The sequence below is a fragment of the Mycobacterium sp. genome (genome assembly GCF_032161845.1).
In the GTDB taxonomy this organism is placed as follows: domain Bacteria; phylum Actinomycetota; class Actinomycetes; order Mycobacteriales; family Mycobacteriaceae; genus Mycobacterium.
The window spans coordinates 19,731-36,758 of record NZ_JAVRQA010000114.1 but is presented as its reverse complement, the minus strand read 5'-3'; the positions used below and the strand labels follow the sequence as shown (position 1 = coordinate 36,758).

The 17,028-nt window shown below is 68.0% G+C and carries 14 protein-coding genes; 3 read left to right on the top strand and 11 right to left on the bottom strand.

The features are described from left to right. Positions 1 to 4 precede the first annotated feature (4 nt). Both nrdR and QOD90_RS07175 read right to left on the bottom strand, forming a co-directional pair. Complete coding sequence (nrdR, locus tag QOD90_RS07180) at positions 5 to 466, bottom strand: transcriptional regulator NrdR (protein WP_526348086.1); 462 nt, start codon at positions 464 to 466, stop codon at positions 5 to 7. 86 nt (positions 467 to 552) lie between these two features. Further along, positions 553 to 1,029 carry a LysM peptidoglycan-binding domain-containing protein gene (locus QOD90_RS07175; RefSeq protein WP_526348084.1) on the bottom strand — a complete coding sequence of 159 codons (477 nt, stop codon included), beginning with the start codon at positions 1,027 to 1,029 and terminating at the stop codon, positions 553 to 555. A gap of 178 nt (positions 1,030 to 1,207) precedes the next feature. Here QOD90_RS07175 and lexA point away from each other — a divergent pair, with 178 nt between their 5' ends. Continuing rightward, entirely contained in the window at positions 1,208 to 1,876 is a 669-nt protein-coding gene (gene lexA / locus QOD90_RS07170; RefSeq protein WP_526348082.1) for a transcriptional repressor LexA, read from the top strand. 21 nt (positions 1,877 to 1,897) lie between these two features. On the opposite strand, the gene QOD90_RS07165 is transcribed toward lexA, so the two are convergent. Then, positions 1,898 to 3,934, bottom strand: a complete 2,037-nt coding sequence (locus tag QOD90_RS07165; protein ID WP_526348080.1) for an LGFP repeat-containing protein — start codon at positions 3,932 to 3,934, stop codon at positions 1,898 to 1,900. Between the two features lie 148 nt (positions 3,935 to 4,082). Next, positions 4,083 to 5,243 carry an acyl-CoA dehydrogenase family protein gene (locus QOD90_RS07160; RefSeq protein ID WP_526348078.1) on the bottom strand — a complete coding sequence of 387 codons (1,161 nt, stop codon included), beginning with the start codon at positions 5,241 to 5,243 and terminating at the stop codon, positions 4,083 to 4,085. Positions 5,244 to 5,375: 132 nt separating this feature from the next. Here QOD90_RS07160 and QOD90_RS07155 point away from each other — a divergent pair, with 132 nt between their 5' ends. Then, the gene (locus QOD90_RS07155; protein WP_526348076.1) at positions 5,376 to 7,664 is read left to right on the top strand and encodes a molybdopterin-dependent oxidoreductase; all 2,289 of its coding nucleotides are present in this window, start codon (positions 5,376 to 5,378) and stop codon (positions 7,662 to 7,664) included. Here the strand turns inward: QOD90_RS07155 and QOD90_RS07150 are convergent. The 5 genes from QOD90_RS07150 to QOD90_RS07130 all read right to left on the bottom strand — a co-directional run bounded on the left by QOD90_RS07150 (position 7,661) and on the right by QOD90_RS07130 (position 13,294). Next, a complete protein-coding gene (locus tag QOD90_RS07150) occupies positions 7,661 to 9,034 on the bottom strand; it encodes a DEAD/DEAH box helicase (protein WP_526348074.1) in 1,374 nt (457 codons plus the stop codon). The two genes, QOD90_RS07155 and QOD90_RS07150, sit on opposite strands and share 4 nt — an antisense overlap. A gap of 281 nt (positions 9,035 to 9,315) precedes the next feature. Then, on the bottom strand, positions 9,316 to 10,713 hold the full coding sequence (hflX, locus tag QOD90_RS07145) for a GTPase HflX (RefSeq protein ID WP_526348072.1): 1,398 nt from the start codon (positions 10,711 to 10,713) through the stop codon (positions 9,316 to 9,318). Between the two features lie 46 nt (positions 10,714 to 10,759). After that, positions 10,760 to 11,629 (bottom strand): diaminopimelate epimerase, encoded by an 870-nt coding sequence (dapF, locus tag QOD90_RS07140; RefSeq protein WP_526348070.1) that lies wholly within the window; start codon positions 11,627 to 11,629, stop codon positions 10,760 to 10,762. A gap of 4 nt (positions 11,630 to 11,633) precedes the next feature. Then, complete coding sequence (miaA, locus tag QOD90_RS07135; RefSeq protein WP_526348125.1) at positions 11,634 to 12,548, bottom strand: tRNA (adenosine(37)-N6)-dimethylallyltransferase MiaA; 915 nt, start codon at positions 12,546 to 12,548, stop codon at positions 11,634 to 11,636. Positions 12,549 to 12,607: 59 nt separating this feature from the next. Continuing rightward, on the bottom strand, positions 12,608 to 13,294 hold the full coding sequence (locus QOD90_RS07130) for a class III extradiol ring-cleavage dioxygenase family protein (RefSeq protein WP_526348068.1): 687 nt from the start codon (positions 13,292 to 13,294) through the stop codon (positions 12,608 to 12,610). A gap of 179 nt (positions 13,295 to 13,473) precedes the next feature. On the opposite strand from QOD90_RS07130, the gene QOD90_RS07125 reads away from it, so the two are divergent. Next, the gene (locus QOD90_RS07125; RefSeq protein WP_526348066.1) at positions 13,474 to 14,793 is read left to right on the top strand and encodes a DUF349 domain-containing protein; all 1,320 of its coding nucleotides are present in this window, start codon (positions 13,474 to 13,476) and stop codon (positions 14,791 to 14,793) included. Here the strand turns inward: QOD90_RS07125 and QOD90_RS07120 are convergent. Together QOD90_RS07120 and miaB are read right to left on the bottom strand one after the other, a co-directional pair. Beyond that, positions 14,790 to 15,392: an Rv2732c family membrane protein gene (locus QOD90_RS07120; protein ID WP_526348064.1), complete on the bottom strand. Its 603-nt coding sequence runs from the start codon at positions 15,390 to 15,392 to the stop codon at positions 14,790 to 14,792. The two genes, QOD90_RS07125 and QOD90_RS07120, sit on opposite strands and share 4 nt — an antisense overlap. Further along, positions 15,389 to 16,918: a tRNA (N6-isopentenyl adenosine(37)-C2)-methylthiotransferase MiaB gene (miaB, locus tag QOD90_RS07115; RefSeq protein ID WP_526348123.1), complete on the bottom strand. Its 1,530-nt coding sequence runs from the start codon at positions 16,916 to 16,918 to the stop codon at positions 15,389 to 15,391. Before miaB ends, QOD90_RS07120 begins: the two co-directional genes overlap by 4 nt. Positions 16,919 to 17,028 lie beyond the last annotated feature (110 nt).

The window sequence follows — 17,028 nt, the reverse complement described above, 5'->3', positions numbered from 1 at the left end:
TCCGTCAGTTCGACGACACGCCGCGGTGCGCGCGTAGCGCCTCGATCTCGCGTTCGAAGTCGGCGGCCGACGAGAATGACCGGTACACCGACGCGAACCGCAGGTAGGCGACCTCGTCCAGATCGCGCAGCGGACCCAGAATGGCCAAGCCAACCTCGTTACTGGGCACCTCGGGTGAGCCTGCCGCCCGCACGGCGTCCTCCACCTGCTGCGCCAACAGGTTCAGGGCGTCGTCGTCGACGTCGCGGCCCTGGCAGGCCCGGCGGACACCCTTGATGACCTTCTCGCGACTAAAGGGTTCGGTGACACCGCTTCGCTTCACGACGGCGAGCACGGCGGTCTCCACGGTGGTGAACCTGCGTCCGCACTCCGGGCACGATCGGCGGCGTCGAATCGCCTGACCCTCATCGGCTTCACGGGAGTCGACGACCCGCGAATCGGGATTACGACAGAACGGGCAATGCATCTCCGCTCCTTCGCCGCAGGCACCTACTCCGGTCGCACCCGAGCGTACCGTTGCACGGCAGCGAATCTCACTGCGCATGCCGCGGCTCAGCCAACCGGCGCGATGAGCGTCTGCCCGGCGTCGACCGCGGCCGAGTCCAACTCGTTGAGATGACGGATCTGATCGACCACCGACCCGACGGACGCATCCGGCGCGATCCGCTGCGCCAACTGCTCCAACGACTCGCCCGCCTGTACCTGGACCACGGCCAGCCGGGCCGGCGCGGGAGTGACCGGATCCGGGGCGCCCAACTGCGCCACCAGGCCGAGCCACACCGTGATGGCCGCTGCGACGAGCGCCAGCACGACGGTGGCCAACGGGGTCACCGGCTTGCGCCGGTGCGATGCGCGAGACATCAGCACGCCGGTGCCGCCGTAGCTGAGCGGCGCTCCTGCGGGTCGGTGGGGCCGGGGACGGCGCCGTGCCGCGGACGTCGAGCGTCGTACCGGACGCATGGGGCGCACGACGAGGTCGGTGGGGTCTTCTCGGGTGATGATGGTCATCTCGCGGGCCTTTCCTGTCATGCCGATTCGCTCTTGTGTTCGAATACTAATCGCTCAGGTGTTCGATGACTAGAACATGTGATCGAACTGTTGCAAACGCTAACGCGACCCACCGACAAGTTCCCTCGACCGCAGATCCCGGCGACACGCGTCGAACACATGTTTGATTCTGTCCCCCCAGAGGACTACATTCGGCGCCATGAGCGACAGCAGCGAGACGGTCCTTACCGAACGCCAGCGCACCATCCTGGACGTCATCCGCACCTCGGTCGCGTCGCGTGGATATCCCCCGAGCATCCGTGAGATCGGTGACGCCGTCGGCCTGACCTCGACGTCCTCCGTCGCGCACCAGTTGCGCACGCTCGAGCGCAAGGGCTATCTGCGTCGCGATCCGAACCGACCGCGTGCGGTCGACGTCCGGGCAGCCGATGATCCGGCCCGGCAGCTGGCGCACGCCGTCACGACGGACGTCGCCGGGTCGGATGCATTGCCCGTGCCGACCTTCGTCCCAGTACTAGGGCGCATCGCGGCCGGCGGCCCGATCCTGGCCGAAGAGGCCGTCGAGGACGTGTTCCCGCTGCCGAAGGAACTCGTCGGCGAGGGCTCACTGTTCCTGCTGAAGGTCGTCGGCGAGTCGATGGTGGACGCCGCCATCTGCGACGGTGACTGGGTGGTGATCCGTCAGCAGAACGTCGCCGACAACGGCGACATCGTCGCGGCGATGATCGACGGCGAAGCCACCGTCAAGACGTTCAAGCGCACCGACGGTCAGGTGTGGCTGATGCCCCACAACCCGGCGTTCGACCCGATCCCCGGCAATGACGCCGCCATCCTCGGCAAGGTCGTCACCGTCATCCGCAAGATCTAGCACCGCGGAGTAGCGGCCGGCTTAGCCCTTGGTGAAACCATTGGTCAACGCGAATTCTTCGCTGGCGAACCAAATTTCGGCGCGGGCATCGTCGTATCGAGCGCTTCCCGGCGTCCAATACAGTCCGGACTTGGTATCGGCCTTCACCGGAAATCCCTTCGGTGCCCGCAGCGGATCTTCGTTCGCCAGCCGCAACGATGGCTCCACGACGGCAGGCTCTTCGAGCTGAATCGCTGCGTGCCGACCGCTTGGGGGCCCGCTATCGTGTTCCGGTTCCGGTTCCAGCTCGGGTTCTGGTGCTGATTCCGGTTCGTGCTCCCCCTCGAATTCGTCGTCGAAGTCGTGGTGCGAATCGGAATCTTCCGCCGGCTCATCGAGTTCCGAGAACCACGGGCGCTCGGGTTCGGCGGCCGCTGCCGAAACGATCGGCGTCGGTGCGGTAGCGATCGCGTCCTGATCGGTGGACAGGTCGGCGACGAAACCGTCGGGTGCGCCCGTCGGGTCAGGTCGGGGAAGGTCACCGTGCTCGTCGGCGGGCATCGCCCAGCTGCTCCGCTGGGGGCTCACCTCCTCGCGGTCGTCGTCGTAGTCGCGCGACGCGTTCGGCCCGGAATCGTAGTCGCGGTCGTGATCGTCATCGTGACCGTGACCGTGACCCTCGTAGTCGTCGTCGTCGTCGAAGCCGCTCAGTGGCGCGCGGTCATCGCGCTTGCGCCGATTCAGCAGAACCGCAGCCGCCACGACGCCGACGAGCACGACAACGGGCACGATGCCGAGCAGCCACCACGCGGTCGGCTGGAACCACTTCGAGCCCCCGTCCGACGTCGTGTCGGCGGCAGGCGGCGCCTGGGGCCGGTCGCCCCCAGGCACCGCGAGCCCCTTGAGCTGCGATTGCAGGCTGGCTGGCTCGGTGGTGAATTCGCTGGCCTTGTTCCAGGAGATCGCGCCACCGCTGAACTTCTGCGTGATGACGTCATTGCTCTCGGTCTGGTCGGCAGTCGGGGCGCCGAGTTCACCGGTCGCGCCGCCGAGTTTCGTCCACGCCGCGTTCATCGCGCCGCGCACGATCACCGCACCGAAGTCGGGGGTCCAGAAGATCACTGGCTGATCGGCCGCCGCGAAGCTCGCGATCATGCTCATCGGGGCGAGGCCGCCGTCGTTCTCGTTGCTGGTCGGGAAGCCGAGATCACCCTCGGGACCGCCGACACTCTCGTACTTGGCCAACACCTGGCCGGTCAGCACGTTGGCGCCGCCGGCAGGACTGTAGAAGATCTTGCCGCCCGCATAGTTCTGCCCGGCTCCGTCGGACCCGATGGCGTACTGCCCACCGTCGGCAGCACCGAGCGGTCCGAGCGGCCCACCCGCTGCGCGGCGCGCCGCGGCGATGGCGGTGGTCACGTCGCCGGGAATCTCGAGGTTCACCAGCTGGTCCGCCAGCTCCGGCGGAGTCGTGCTGAACGCCTTGGTCTTCCGGTCCCACGCGAGCTGACCGCCCGAGAAGGTCTGGCTGATTCGATCGCCGCTGTGCGCCTCGTCGTCGGTGGGCACGCCGAGCACGCCCGCCGAACCGCCGAGCCTGTCCCACGCCGCGTTGATCGCTCCCCGCACCACGCGCGCGCCGGTGTCGGGTGTCCAGAAGATCACCGGCCGGTCAGCCGCGCTGAAGGTCGTATTGCGACTACCCGGCGCCTTGCCGTCGCCCTCGTCGATCGTCGGAAAGCCGAGGTCGCCATCGGCCGGGCCGCCCAACGACTGGTACTCGTCGAGGATCGCGCCGCGCATCGCGTGGGCGCCGGTCTCGGGCGTGAAGAAGATCTTGCCGCCCGCGAAGTTCTGGCCGAAGCCCGTCCCCGCCGGGTAGACCCCGCCGTCCTTGATGCCGAGAGGTCCCGTTGGCCCTCCACCCGCATCCCACGCCTGGGTGATCGCGGCGTCGGCGTCCCCCTCGGGCGTCGCCGCCGCCAGCGGTGCCACCAGCAGCGCGGCAGCCATCGCCGCGACGACTCCAACGCCCGCACGTCCGATCGTCCTGCCCAGCCGGGTTCGAAGCCCCGTCATTGCGTCCTTCCAGCGAGCTGCACCGGACTCCCTTGAGTTCCGCGCTCGTCAACTTTGCGTCAGTCGACGTCCATCTTGAGGGATATCCAACCCGTCCGAGGAATGTGTCGCGCGAAGGGGCCAGCCGGAGCCCGCATCGTGGGGCCGACTAGACGCCGAGGCTCCGGCCGATGATCTCCTTCATGATCTCGGTCGTTCCGCCGTAAATCGTCTGGATGCGTGAGTCCAGGAAGGCGCGCGCGACGGGGTACTCGCGCATGTATCCGTAGCCGCCATGCAGCTGCAGGCAGCGGTCGTTCAAGCGCACCTGGGCCTCGGTCGAGTACCACTTCGCCATCGCTGCCTGCTCGACGGTGAGCTTCTCCTCGAGATGCAGTTTGATGAACTCATCGACCATCATGCGCACCACGGTGGCTTCGGTGGCGAGTTCGGCGAGGGTGAACCGGCTGTTCTGGAAGCTGCCGATCGGCTTGCCGAACGCCTTGCGGTCCTTGGTGTACTGCAACGTCTGCTCAAGGACGCCCTCCATGCCCGCCGCGGCCATCACGGCGATGCTGATCCGTTCCTGAGGCAGGTTCTGCATCAGGTAGACGAACCCCGATCCCTCTTCGCCAAGCAGGTTCTCGGCGGGCACCAACACGTCAGTGAAGGACAGTTCGGCGGTGTCCTGGGCGTCCAGGCCGATCTTGTCGAGGTGGCGGCCGCGTTCGAACCCCTCCATGCCGCGCTCGACGACGAGGAGCGAGAACCCGAGCGCACCCTTTTCGGGGTCGGTGCACGCCACGACGATGACCAGATCGGCGTGAATGCCGTTGGTGATGAACGTCTTCGAGCCGTTGAGCACCCAGCTGCCGTCCTCCTGCTTGAGCGCGCGGGCCTTGATGCCCTGCAGGTCACTGCCGGTGCCCGGTTCGGTCATCGCGATCGCGGTGATCAGTTCTCCTGAACAGAATCCCGGCAGCCACCGCTGTTTCTGCTCCTCGGTGGCCAGGCGCAGCAGGTAGGGCGCGATGACGTCGTTCTGCAGCGGAAAGCCGAGTCCGCTGTAGCGGCCGGCCGAGGTCTCTTCGGTGACGATGACGTTGTAGCGGAAGTCGGGCTCGCCGCCGCCGCCGTACTCCTCCGGCACGGCCATGCCGATGAAGCCCTGCTTGCCCGCGTCTAGCCAAACCGCACGGTCGACGATCTTGTCCTTCTCCCCCTTCTCTTGGAACGGCGCGACGTGGCGTTCCAGGAAGCCACGGTAGGACTCGCGAAACAAGTCGTGCTCGGGCTCGAAGAGGGTGCGGTCGTACTTGATGGCGCCCATGGGTGACCTCCGGATCGGCGAAACGGGATTTGGTGACGACGATATACCACCCAACCGGATGGTTGAGACCGGCGGTACCGGTGCGACGCCGTGGCTGCCCCCGATGGACCCCACGGACCTAAGATCGGCGCAATGGCGAAAGATCCGACGTCACTCACGCACTGGGGTGCCTTCACCGCCGAGGTCAGCGGCGGCGACATCGCCTCGGTTCGCCCCTTCGACGACGACGCCGATCCGTCGCCTCTTCTCGGCAACCTGGCCGGCTCGATTCGCCACCGGTCACGGGTCGCGGCGCCCGCCGTCCGCCGCGGATGGCTCGAGGACGGCCCGGGTCCGACGACGCGGCGCGGGGCCGACGAGTTCGTCGCCGTGTCGTGGGACGAGCTCACCGAGCTGCTGGCCGACGAGTTGCGCCGCATCGTCGACACCCATGGCAACGAGGCGATCTACGGCGGTTCCTACGGCTGGGCCAGTGCAGGGCGATTCCATCACGCCCAGAGTCAGGTGCACCGATTCCTGAAACTCCTTGGTGGATATACCTTTTCCCGCCACTCGTACAGCCTGGGCGCCACCGGGGTCATCATGCCACGCGTGGTCGGCACCCACGATGACCTCTTCAAACGCTCAACGGCATGGCACGTCATCGCCGAGAACACCGAGTTGCTGGTGAGTTTCGGCGGCGTCGGCGTGAAGAACGCAGCCGTCAACGCCGGCGGCGCCACCGAACACCCGACCCGCGGTGCGTTACAGAGCTTGCGCGACCGGGGCGGACGGATCGTGTCGATCAGTCCCGTGCGCGACGACACCACCGGCGAGTGCGAGTGGTTGGCGCCAGTCCCGGGCACTGACGTGGCGATCATGTTGGCGCTGGCCTACGTGCTGGCCACCGAGGGACTCGCCGACCGCGCGTTCCTCGACACCCATTGCACCGGATACCCACGGTTCGAGCGTTATCTGCTCGGCGCCGACGACGGGGTGGCGAAGTCGCCCGAGTGGGCGGCGAGCATCTGCGGCCTGCCCGCCGACTCCTTGACCACACTGGCCAGGAGGATGGCCGCGAAGCGCACCATCGTGATGGTGAGCTGGTCGCTTCAGCGTGTCCGTTACGGCGAACAGGCGCCCTGGATGGGGCTGACCCTGGCGGCCATGCTCGGTCAAATCGGAGTGCCCGGTGGCGGTTTCGGCCACGGCTACGGGTCGCAGAACGAGGTCGGCATGGCGCCGATCCGCTGCCCGCTACCCACGTTCCCCCAGGGTCTCAATCCCGTGCGGGCGTTCATTCCGGTCGCGGCGATCAGCGACATGCTGCTGCACCCCGGCGAGCAGTTCACCTACAACGGCAGAACGCTGACCTACCCCGACATCAAGTGCGTGTACTGGGCTGGCGGCAATCCCTTCCATCATCACCAGAACCTTCCGCGGTTGCGGAGGGCGCTCGGTCGGGTCGACACGGTGGTCGTCCACGATCCGTACTGGACGGCGATGGCCAAACATGCCGACATCGTCGTGCCGTCGACGACCCCGTTCGAACGCGAGGACTACTCCGGCTCGAAGAACGACCCACTGTTGGTCGCCATGCCCGCATTGGCTGAGCCATATGAGGATTCGCGCGACGACTACCGCACGTTCGCGGCACTCTCGGACCGGCTCGGCTTCGGCGACAAGTTCACCGAGGGCCGCGACGCGCGGGAGTGGCTCGTCCACATGTACGAGAAGTGGTCTGCCGGACTCGATTTCGAGGTGCCGACCTTCGCCGAGTTCTGGGCGGCGGGCCAACTGCGATTGCCGACCGAAACCGGGTTGTCACTGCTGGCCGACTTCCGTGTCGACCCGGTCGCCCATCGACTGGCCACCCCGAGCGGGCGGATCGAGATCTTCTCGCACGACATCGACGGGTTCGGCTACGACGACTGCGCGGGTCATCCGAAGTGGTTCGAGCCGGACGAGTGGCTGGGTGGCGCTCGCGCCGCGGCCTACCCGCTGCACCTGTTGGCCAATCAGCCCGCCAAGAGGTTGCACAGCCAGTTGGACGGTGGCAAGGCCAGCTTGGACTCCAAAGTCCAAGGGCGCGAGCCGATCCGCATGCATCCCCAAGATGCCCGAAGCCGCGGGCTCACCTCGGGCGAGGTGGTACGCGTCTTCAATGACCGCGGCTCTTGCCTGGCAGGCCTCGTCGTCGACGACGGCCTTCGAGACGGCGTGGTGCAGTTGTCGACCGGCGCGTGGTACGACCCCGAGAACCCCGAGGACCTCAACGCCATGTGCGTACACGGCAACCCCAACGTGCTGACTGCCGACACCGGCACGTCGTCACTGGCCAAGGGGTGCACCGGTGCGCACGTGCTGGTGGAGGTCGAGAAGTTCGACGGCCCGCTGCCGCCGGTGCGGGCGCACCAGCCGCCGACGATCGTCGAACGCTAGGAGCTCGTCTGCGCTCGACCTGAGCCGGACCTGGGGCGACGAGGTCCGCCGCCGCGGCGAGCGCCGCCACTTGAGGCGCCTGTCCGGCCACCGGCGGCATTGCCGCGGAACGGAGCACCGTTGCCGCGGCCCGATCCACCGGCGCCACGGTTGCCACCACGCGACGACGGAGGAGTGGCCGGGCGGACCGGCGGCTCGCGGTGCGGAGCGATTTCGCCGACGAGCTCGAGAACGCTCTCCGAGTCGGCCCGCACCTGTTGCGGCTGAGCCGTGATGCCTGCCTTGCGCAGCAGCTGCTGAGTGTCGCGACGCTGCTCGGGCAGCACCACGGTCACGACGTCGCCCGCGCTGCCTGCGCGTGCCGTCCGACCGGAGCGGTGGAGGTAGGCCTTGTGCTCGACGGGCGGGTCCACGTGCACGACCAGTTCGACGTCGTCGACGTGGACACCGCGGGCGGCGATGTCGGTGGCGACGAGCACGCGGGCGTCACCCGAGCTGAACGCCGCGAGGTTGCGGTCGCGGGCCGGCTGCGAAAGGTTGCCGTGCAGATCGACCGAAGGCACTCCGGCGTCGGTGAGCTGCTTGGCGAGCTTGCGGGCCTGGTGCTTGGTGCGCATGAACAGGATTCGGCGGCCGGTGCCCGACGCGAGCCGGTGCACGAGCTGTGTCTTCTCCTGAGCGCCCGATACGTGGTACACGTGGTGCGTCATGGCCACCGGCGGCGCGTCGATCTCGTCAACCGAATGCGTGATGGGGTTGCGCAGGAAGCGCTGAACCAGCTTGTCGACCCCGTTGTCCAGCGTCGCCGAGAACAGCAAGCGCTGGCCGCCAGCGGGCGTCGCGGCGAGAATGCGTGTCACGCCGGGAAGGAAGCCGAGGTCGGCCATGTGGTCGGCCTCGTCGAGGACGGTGATCTGCACGGCGTCGAGGGCGATGTGGCGTTGCTTCATCAGGTCTTCGAGGCGACCGGGGCAGGCGACCACGATGTCGACGCCAGCCCGCAGTGCGGACACCTGACGGCTCTGCGACACGCCACCGAAGATCGTGGTGACGTTCATGCCGAGCGCCGCTGCGAGCGGCTCGATGACGGCCGTGATCTGCGTGGCGAGCTCGCGGGTGGGCGCCAGCACCAGGCCGGTCGGCTTGGACGGACGTCGGTGCCCTCCGGCGAGACGCGCGACCAGCGGGATGGAGAAGGCCAGTGTCTTTCCGCTGCCGGTCTTTCCGCGACCGAGCACGTCGCGGCCGCCGAGCGTGTCGGGCAGGGTGCCGATCTGGATTGGGAACGGACTACCGATGCCCTGGCCGGCGAGCACGCGGGTGAGGGCGTCCGGCACGCCGAGGGATTCGAAAGTGGGTTCTACAGTCATTGTGTGCGATGCCTTTCGGGCATGGGTGCGGCCGCGTCTGCGCTAGACAGAATGGGTCAGGCGAATACGTGGCTCGATGGGCGAGATTGCCGGTGGGCAATATCGATCGCCGCGAGAAGAGCTAGTGCTATGCACTGATCGCCAGAATGCGGTGAGCCACGTCACTGTGGCTGAAAGCATCTCGGGATGATCGAGCGTTCCACGACGTGTTGACGGCGCGAGGCGACACCAACATTGCCTCGAACTCTACCGCACTGCGGTGCCGTTCCCGCCTCGGCGGCCTAGAACGTGACGAAGTCGCCAAGGGCGGCGGCAAGCGCCGCAGGTACCCGCGCCTTTATCCGCGTACCGGTTTCGGTGTGTTCGGTGGCATCGACGCGACCCTCGGCATGCATGCGCGCGATCAATTCGCCACGGCCGTAGGGAATCGTGACGTCGACGGTGACGTCCTTGGGCACCACCATCTCGCTCATCCGGCTGCGAAGGCGGTTCAGACCGTCGCCGGTGTGAGCCGACACGAACACAGCGTCAGGCAAGGCGCGACGCAACTGAGCCAGCCCGAGACCCGTTGCGGCATCGGTCTTGTTGACCACCAACAACTCCGGCGGTGCGGGGATGTCGTATTCCTGCATGACTTCGTTGATCACCTTGCGCACCGCGTTGACTTGCGCCAGTGGGTTGACGTCGGAACCGTCGATCACGTGGATCAGCAGTTCGGCATCGACGACTTCTTCAAGCGTCGATCGGAAGGCTTCGACCAATTGGGTCGGCAGATGGCGGACGAATCCGACGGTGTCAGTCAGCACGAAGGGTCTGCCGTCGTCGAAATGGCCTCGGCGGGTGGTGGGTTCGAGGGTGGCGAACAGCGCATTCTCGACGAGGACCCCCGCCCCGGTGAGCGAGTTGAGCAGGCTGGACTTGCCAGCGTTGGTGTAGCCGACGATCGCGATCGATGCCACGTCGCTGCGCAGCCGGCGTCCGCGCTGTGTGTCGCGGATCTTCTTCATGTCCTTGATTTCACGGCGCAGCTTGGACATTCGCTCGCGGATCCGGCGCCGGTCGGTCTCGATCTTGGTCTCACCAGGACCACGCGTGCCAACTCCGCCGCCGCTGCCGCCTGCGCCGCCACCTTGGCGCGACATCGACTCACCCCAGCCGCGAAGTCTGGGCAGCATGTACTCCATCTGCGCGAAGGCGACCTGCGCCTTGCCCTCTGCGGAAGTGGCGTGCTGGGCGAAGATGTCGAGGATCAGCGCGGTGCGGTCGATGACCTTGACCTTGACGGCCTTTTCGAGCGCGTTCAGCTGGCCGGGAGTCAGTTCGCCATCGCAGATGACGGTGTCGGCACCGGTGGCCACTACGACGTCGCGCAACTCCTTGGCCTTGCCCGACCCGATATAGGTTCCCGCGTCGGGTTTGTCCCGCCGCTGCACCATGCCCTCGAGCACCTCGGAACCTGCTGTCTCGGCCAGTGCGGCGAGCTCCGCCATGCTGGCGTCGGCGTCGGCCGCAGTGCCGTCGGTCCACACGCCGACGAGCACGACCCGTTCGAGCCGCAGCTGCCGGTACTCGACTTCGGTGACGTCGGCGAGTTCGGTAGATAGACCGGCGACTCGGCGGAGCGCCGAACGGTCTTCGAGATCGAGTTCGCCCGTACTGGGCAGCCTGGGATGAGTCATGTAGTTAGAGATGTTGCCCTTCTAAATGTCGTCGCGCATCCGAATTTCACTGCTGAGCACGCCACCAGTCGTCGGACAGCTCGCCTTGAGCCACCAGCACCGACGGTCCCCGCAGGTAACTGGTCGTGTCGGTGATCGTCACCGTCACCTCGCCGCCGGGAATTCGGACCGTCATGGTGCCCGTCTCGGCGCCCTGATGGCGCAGCGCCGCAACCGCGGCGGCAACGGTTCCCGTTCCGCACGAACGGGTTTCGCCCACTCCGCGTTCGTGCACCCGCATCCTGACGGCGCCGTCGACGGGAGCCATCAGCACTTCGACGTTGACCCCTCCCGGGAATTGCGCTGCGTCGAACCACACCGGCGCGGCGACGTCGAGGTCGGCCAGCTCCGCGGCGGTGAGGGACGCGTCGACGCAGGCAAGGTGGGGATTTCCGACGTCGACCGCGATTCCTCCGAACCGCCGTCCGCCCACGACGGCCGAGCCGTGGCCGAACTGATTGGCCTTGCCCATGTCCACCGTCACGTCGGCGGACAAGGCATCCACGTCACGCAGTACCACCGGGCGCGGCCCGGCCAGCGAGCCAACGACGAACTCGTCACGCCGTTCGAGGCCGCTGGCCCGAAGGTAGTGCGCGAATACGCGCACGCCGTTGCCGCACATCTGGGCGATGGAGCCGTCCGCGTTGCGGTAGTCCATGTACCAGTCGTCTGCGCCCACACCCTCGGGAATCCGGTCGAAAACGCCCGCTGCCAGCGCGGCGTCGGCCGTCGTCACCCGCAGCACGCCGTCGGCGCCGAGGCCGCGGCGGCGGTCGCAGAGCGCTGACACTGCGGCCGGGGTGAGCTCCAGCTGGGCGCCGACGTCGGGCAGCACGACGAAGTCGTTCTCCGTACCGTGCCCCTTCGCGAACATCACTGGTTCAGGATACGTTGCTGACGAATTCGAGCACCGCGTCCACGTTGCCAGGATCCGACCCGTCGAGCCAGTGAATGCGGTGGTCACGGCGGAACCACGAGCGCTGTCTGCGCACGTAGCGCCTCGTTCCGATGAAGGTCCGCTCCCGTGCCTCGGCGATCGGCTCGGGGCCTCCCCCGTCGCCGAGAGCCGCGAGCACCTGCGCATAGCCGAGCGCACGCGACGCCGTCACCCCCTCGCGTAGGCCCCGACCCTGCAAGGCCCGGACCTCGTCGACCAGACCGTCGTCGAACATCGCGTCGGTACGGAGCCGTAGTCGCTCGTCGAGAAGTTCGGTGTCCCAGTCCAATCCGATGATCACCGTGCCCCAGCGGGGTTCGCCGATCGTTGGCGCACTCGCCGCGAACGGCCGCCCCGTCAACTCCACCACCTCGAGGGCTCGCACGATGCGACGGCCGTCGGTGGGCAGGATCGACGCCGCGGCATCGGCGTCGACCAGCGCCAATTCCGCATGCAAGGCCGCCACGCCGACGTCGGCGAGCTTGGCTTCCCAGCGGGCCCGCACCTGCGGATCGGTGGCCGGAAAGGCCCAGTCATCGAGCAGGGACTGCACGTACAGCATCGATCCGCCGACGATCACCGGCACCGCTCCGCGGCCAGCTATCGTCTCGATGTCGCTGGTGGCGCGGCTTTGGTACCGGCCGACCGTCGCGGTCTCCGTGACGTCGAGCACGTCGAGTTGGTGATGCGGAATCCCCCGGCGCTCGGCGGGCGGCAGTTTGGCGGTGCCGATGTCCATCCCGCGATACAGCTGCATCGCGTCGGCGTTGACGATCTCGCCGCCGAGACGCTCCGCGACGTCGAGCGCCAGTGCGCTCTTCCCGGTCCCGGTGGGCCCGATGATGGCGATCGGGCGAATCGGTACCAAATCCCCGGTGGCTTCGCTCTCCCCCGCAAGCGGGGGGACCCCCAGCGCCGTCACGGCTTCCACACGCCGACGGAGTATCCGACACCGTAGGGGGCGCCTCGGTACAGCTCCCGCGCCGAGGACGGCGACGGCCCGGTCAGCCCGGCCAGCACCTGATAGGCGACCCGCCCGACGATTGTGTCGGGAAGCCGGGTCAACGCCTCGGCGTCACCGACCGCCAGAGCGTCGTCCAGCGCCGCCTGCACCGCTGGTGAATCCGGGTCGTAGCCCCCCGGAGCCGACGCGGTGAGCGTGTTGGCACCGTCGGCGACCACCAGCACCCCGACGGGCTCCGCGATGGCGTCGACCTCGGCCCGCAGGGCCCGCCCCCTGGCAAGGGCGGCGTCGACCCCGTGGTCGGCCGCGTACACCCACACCTCGGCACTGGCGCCCGCAGCGCTCGAGGTCCGCACCCAGCCCGCGACGAGCGCGCACAGCGGCAGCGGCTTCGGCTCGCCAACGGCGTGTGGGGACAGGGCCACGCGGACGTCGACGCCATAGCCACCGAAGGTCCCGACCGTGCCTGGTCCGATCACGTTGTCGGCAATACCGACGCCGACCACGAACCAGCGGTCGGGCAGCTCGGCGGCGGCAACGGACACCGCCGCCGCGAGATCCTGCAGCTCAGAGGTGGCGCCGGTGGCGAGTTCGGGCACCATCACGGGGGCCGATGGGACCAGGGCGATGGCGTTGAGCACGCCATCACGCTAGCCAGCCTCGCAAAGGCGTGGGCACGCGACAGTCCGACCTGTTTCAATATCCACTAGACATCCACTGGCACGAGCCACTGGAACGAGCCATACGAGCACCGCTAACAGGCGCCGCGTCGCGCGGCAGGAGCGTGGGTCACCCACGCGGAGGGCAAGAGGTTCAGGACATGACGACCAGTGAGTCAAGCGGAGCACCCAAGCCGACGCCGAGGCCAGGCCCTCCGCGCCCCGCTCCGCGACCCGGCGGCGCCGCACCGACGGTGGTCGTTCCACCCTCGGCCGATCCACATCGCTTTGGTCGCGTCGACGACGACGGCACCGTGTGGCTGGTCACCTCCGATGGCGAACGGGTCATCGGTTCCTGGCAGGCGGGCGAACACGAGGCGGCCTACGCCCACTTCGGACGTCGCTACGACGACCTGAACACCGAGGTTGCGCTGATGGAGCGCAGGCTGGTGTCGGGCACGGGCGATGCCCGCAAGATCAAGGCGGCGGCCGCCGCGCTGGCCGAGACGCTGCCGACCGCATCGGTACTCGGCGACGTCGACGCCCTCGCGGCGCGGCTCCGCGCCATCGGCGAGCAGGCCGACACGCACGCGGCAGAGGACCGCCAGAAGCGCGACGAACACCGCGCTGCCCAGACTGCACGCAAGGAGTTATTGGCCGCCGAGGCCGAGGACATCGCGGCGAATTCGACGCAATGGAAGTCCGCGGGCGACCGGTTGCGCGAGATCCTCGACGAGTGGCGCACCATCACGGGCCTAGACCGCAAGACCGACGACGCGCTGTGGAAGCGCTACTCCGCGGCCCGCGAGACGTTCAACCGGCGCCGCGGCTCGCACTTCGCCGAGTTGGACCGCGAACGCGTTGGCACCCGCCAGGCCAAGGAGGCGCTGTGCGAGCGGGCCGAGCAGTTGGCCGACTCGACCGACTGGGCGGGCACCGCGGCGACGTTCCGCGACATGCTGACGCAGTGGAAGGCCGCGGGCCGCGCCGCGAAGGACGTCGACGACGCCCTCTGGAAGCGGTTCAAGGCCGCCCAGGACACGTTCTTCAAGGCCCGCAACGCGGTCAACGCCGAGCGGGACGCGGAGCTCGAGACGAACGCCGCCGCAAAGGAGGCGATCCTCGTCGAGGCCGAGGCCATCGACGTGGCCGACGCCGACGCCGCCCGTTCCGCGTTGCGCACCATCGGCGCCAAGTGGGATGCCATCGGCAAGGTGCCCCGCGAGCGGGCACCGGACTTCGAACGCCGGATGAAGGCCGTCGAGAAGAAGATCCGCGACACCGCGTCCACCGGAGGAACGGACCCGGAGGCGCAGGCCAGAGCCGATCAGTTCAGGGTTCGCGCCGAGCAATACGAACTGCAGGCCGCGAAGGCCGAGGCAGCAGGTCGCACCAAGGACGCCGAACAGGCCAGGGCCAACGCCACCCAGTGGCGGGAGTGGGCCGAAGCCGCGGTGCACGCGCTCGGCAAGAAGCGTTAGGAACCTGCGGGGTGGGTCGGTCGCTCCCCCGGGTCGGAACCGTCGTCGAGGTCCAGTAGCCCCTTGCTCTGCCGTTGGGCGGCCAGCCTGCGGCGCTCCTCTTCGGCTGCCAGCTGGACCGCGGTGCGCGACCACACCACCCTGGCCCAGTGGAATGCCAACAGAATCACCGCAATCCAGGCGATGATCAGCCCGATACCCGGTCCCGGGTGCGGCTCGGCGACCGTTTGACGGGACCACACCGCCAGCATCCCGATGGGGCACGCCACCGCTGAACCGGCGAGCGCGATCCACGCCACCCCCCAGCGCCGGGTGAGCAGGGCGAGGATGGAGAACCCAATGCTGAAGACCAGCAGCAACCAGGTGAACACCCGCGACGGCAGGGCGATCGCTTCGTGGATGGCTGCGTCGTCGCCGACGAGCACGTCGAGGCCTCGGGCACTGCCGGTGTGCGGAAGCACGAACGACAGCAGAAGGACGAAGACCAGGATCGCGACCACCAAAGCCCTTGCGCCGGGATCGATCTCGCGAGCAACGCGTCGTTCGGCGTCCTCGATGTCGCCCTTGAACTCGTCGAAGCCCGCTCCGCCGCGGCTCATCGGCTGCACCCCGTCGTCACCGGCCGCGCGGGTGGCATGCCGATGCCGGGCAGCCCGAGACCGACGGCCTTCGCCTCACCCGTCTTCACCTGGCGGCCGGCCTCGTGGGCGTCCCCGGCCCTGGTGCGGCGGTGTTCGATGACCGCGGCGTCGGCGATGAGATGGTGTGGGGCGGCGTTGGTCACCGTGGTGGTGACGACGTCGCCGGGGCGGATCGCGCGCTCACCGGGCGCAAAGTGCACCAGCCGCCCGTCGCGGGCCCTTCCTGACATCCGCGTGGTGCTGGCGTCCTTGCGTCCCTCTCCGGTCGCCACCAACAGTTCGACGACCGTGCCGACCTGGGCGGCGTTCTCCTCGAGCGAGATTCGCTCCTGGAGTTCGACGAGTCGCATGTATCTTTCCTGCACAACGGCTTTCGGTAGCTGGTCGGGAAGCTCGGCGGCAGGGGTACCCGGCCGCTTGGAGTACTGGAACGTGAACGCGCTGGCGAACCGGGCCCGTTCGACCACGTCGAGGGTGGCAGCGAAGTCCTCTTCGGTCTCGCCGGGGAACCCGACGATCAGGTCGGTGGTGATGGCGGCGTGCGGGATGGCGGACCGCACGCGGTCGATGATGCCAAGGTAGCGCTCGGCACGGTAGGACCGGCGCATCGCCTTGAGGATGCGGTCCGAGCCGGACTGCAGCGGCATGTGCAACGTGGGGCACACGTTCGGGGTGGCGGCCATCGCCTCGATGACGTCGTCGGTGAACTCGGCCGGGTGGGGGGACGTGAAGCGCACCCGCTCCAGACCCTCGATGCGCCCACAGGCACGCAACAGCTTCCCGAAGGCGCCGCGATCGCTGGGGACCTCAGGATCGGCGAACGAAACGCCGTAGGCATTGACGTTCTGTCCGAGCAGGGTGATCTCCAGGACGCCCTGCTCGACCAGTGAGTGCGCCTCGGCGAGGACGTCGGCCGGACTGCGGTCGGTCTCCTTGCCCCGCAAGGACGGAACGATGCAGAACGTGCACGTGTTGTTGCAGCCGACCGATATCGAAACCCAAGCGGCGTAAGCCGATTCGCGCGATGCAGGCAGCGTGGAGGGGAACTCCTTCAGCGATTCGACGATCTCGACCTGGGCCACCCTGTTGTGCCTGGCGCGCTCCAGCAGCGTCGGCAAGGACCCGATGTTGTGGGTGCCGAAGACCACGTCGACCCACGGTGCCCGTTTCAGCACGGCGTCACGGTCCTTCTGCGCCAGACATCCGCCGACGGCGATCTGCATGTCGGGGTTGGCTTCCTTGCGCGGCACCAGGTGGCTGATGTTGCCGTACAACTTGTTGTCCGCGTTCTCGCGCACCGCGCATGTGTTGAACACGACGACGTCGGCGTCGACACCGTCGGCGGCGCGTTGATAGCCCGCCTCCTCGAGCAGGCCGGTGAGCCGCTCGGAGTCGTGCACGTTCATCTGGCAGCCGTAGGTGCGGACCTGGAAGGTGCGCACGCCCCCGGCGGCACCAGCAACCGCCACGTCAGGCGTCACCATCGAAGTCACGTACCAATGGTACGGGCGTGCCCGCCGCATCCAAATTTCCCGGATTCCCAAGAGCCGGGCGAGCTGGACATTCCCTGGGTAAGGTCTGTGCGCATGGAGAC

What these genes read in the sequence shown, in the direction of transcription:
- nrdR (WP_526348086.1), bottom strand. Translation starts at nt 466, where the DNA reads ATGCATTGCCCGTTCTGTCGTAATCCCGATTCGCGGGTCGTCGACTCC.
- QOD90_RS07175 (WP_526348084.1), bottom strand. Translation starts at nt 1,029, where the DNA reads ATGACAGGAAAGGCCCGCGAGATGACCATCATCACCCGAGAAGACCCC.
- lexA (WP_526348082.1), top strand. Translation starts at nt 1,208, where the DNA reads ATGAGCGACAGCAGCGAGACGGTCCTTACCGAACGCCAGCGCACCATC.
- QOD90_RS07165 (WP_526348080.1), bottom strand. Translation starts at nt 3,934, where the DNA reads ATGACGGGGCTTCGAACCCGGCTGGGCAGGACGATCGGACGTGCGGGC.
- QOD90_RS07160 (WP_526348078.1), bottom strand. Translation starts at nt 5,243, where the DNA reads ATGGGCGCCATCAAGTACGACCGCACCCTCTTCGAGCCCGAGCACGAC.
- QOD90_RS07155 (WP_526348076.1), top strand. Translation starts at nt 5,376, where the DNA reads ATGGCGAAAGATCCGACGTCACTCACGCACTGGGGTGCCTTCACCGCC.
- QOD90_RS07150 (WP_526348074.1), bottom strand. Translation starts at nt 9,034, where the DNA reads ATGACTGTAGAACCCACTTTCGAATCCCTCGGCGTGCCGGACGCCCTC.
- hflX (WP_526348072.1), bottom strand. Translation starts at nt 10,713, where the DNA reads ATGACTCATCCCAGGCTGCCCAGTACGGGCGAACTCGATCTCGAAGAC.
- QOD90_RS07125 (WP_526348066.1), top strand. Translation starts at nt 13,474, where the DNA reads ATGACGACCAGTGAGTCAAGCGGAGCACCCAAGCCGACGCCGAGGCCA.
- QOD90_RS07120 (WP_526348064.1), bottom strand. Translation starts at nt 15,392, where the DNA reads ATGAGCCGCGGCGGAGCGGGCTTCGACGAGTTCAAGGGCGACATCGAG.
- miaB (WP_526348123.1), bottom strand. Translation starts at nt 16,918, where the DNA reads ATGGTGACGCCTGACGTGGCGGTTGCTGGTGCCGCCGGGGGCGTGCGC.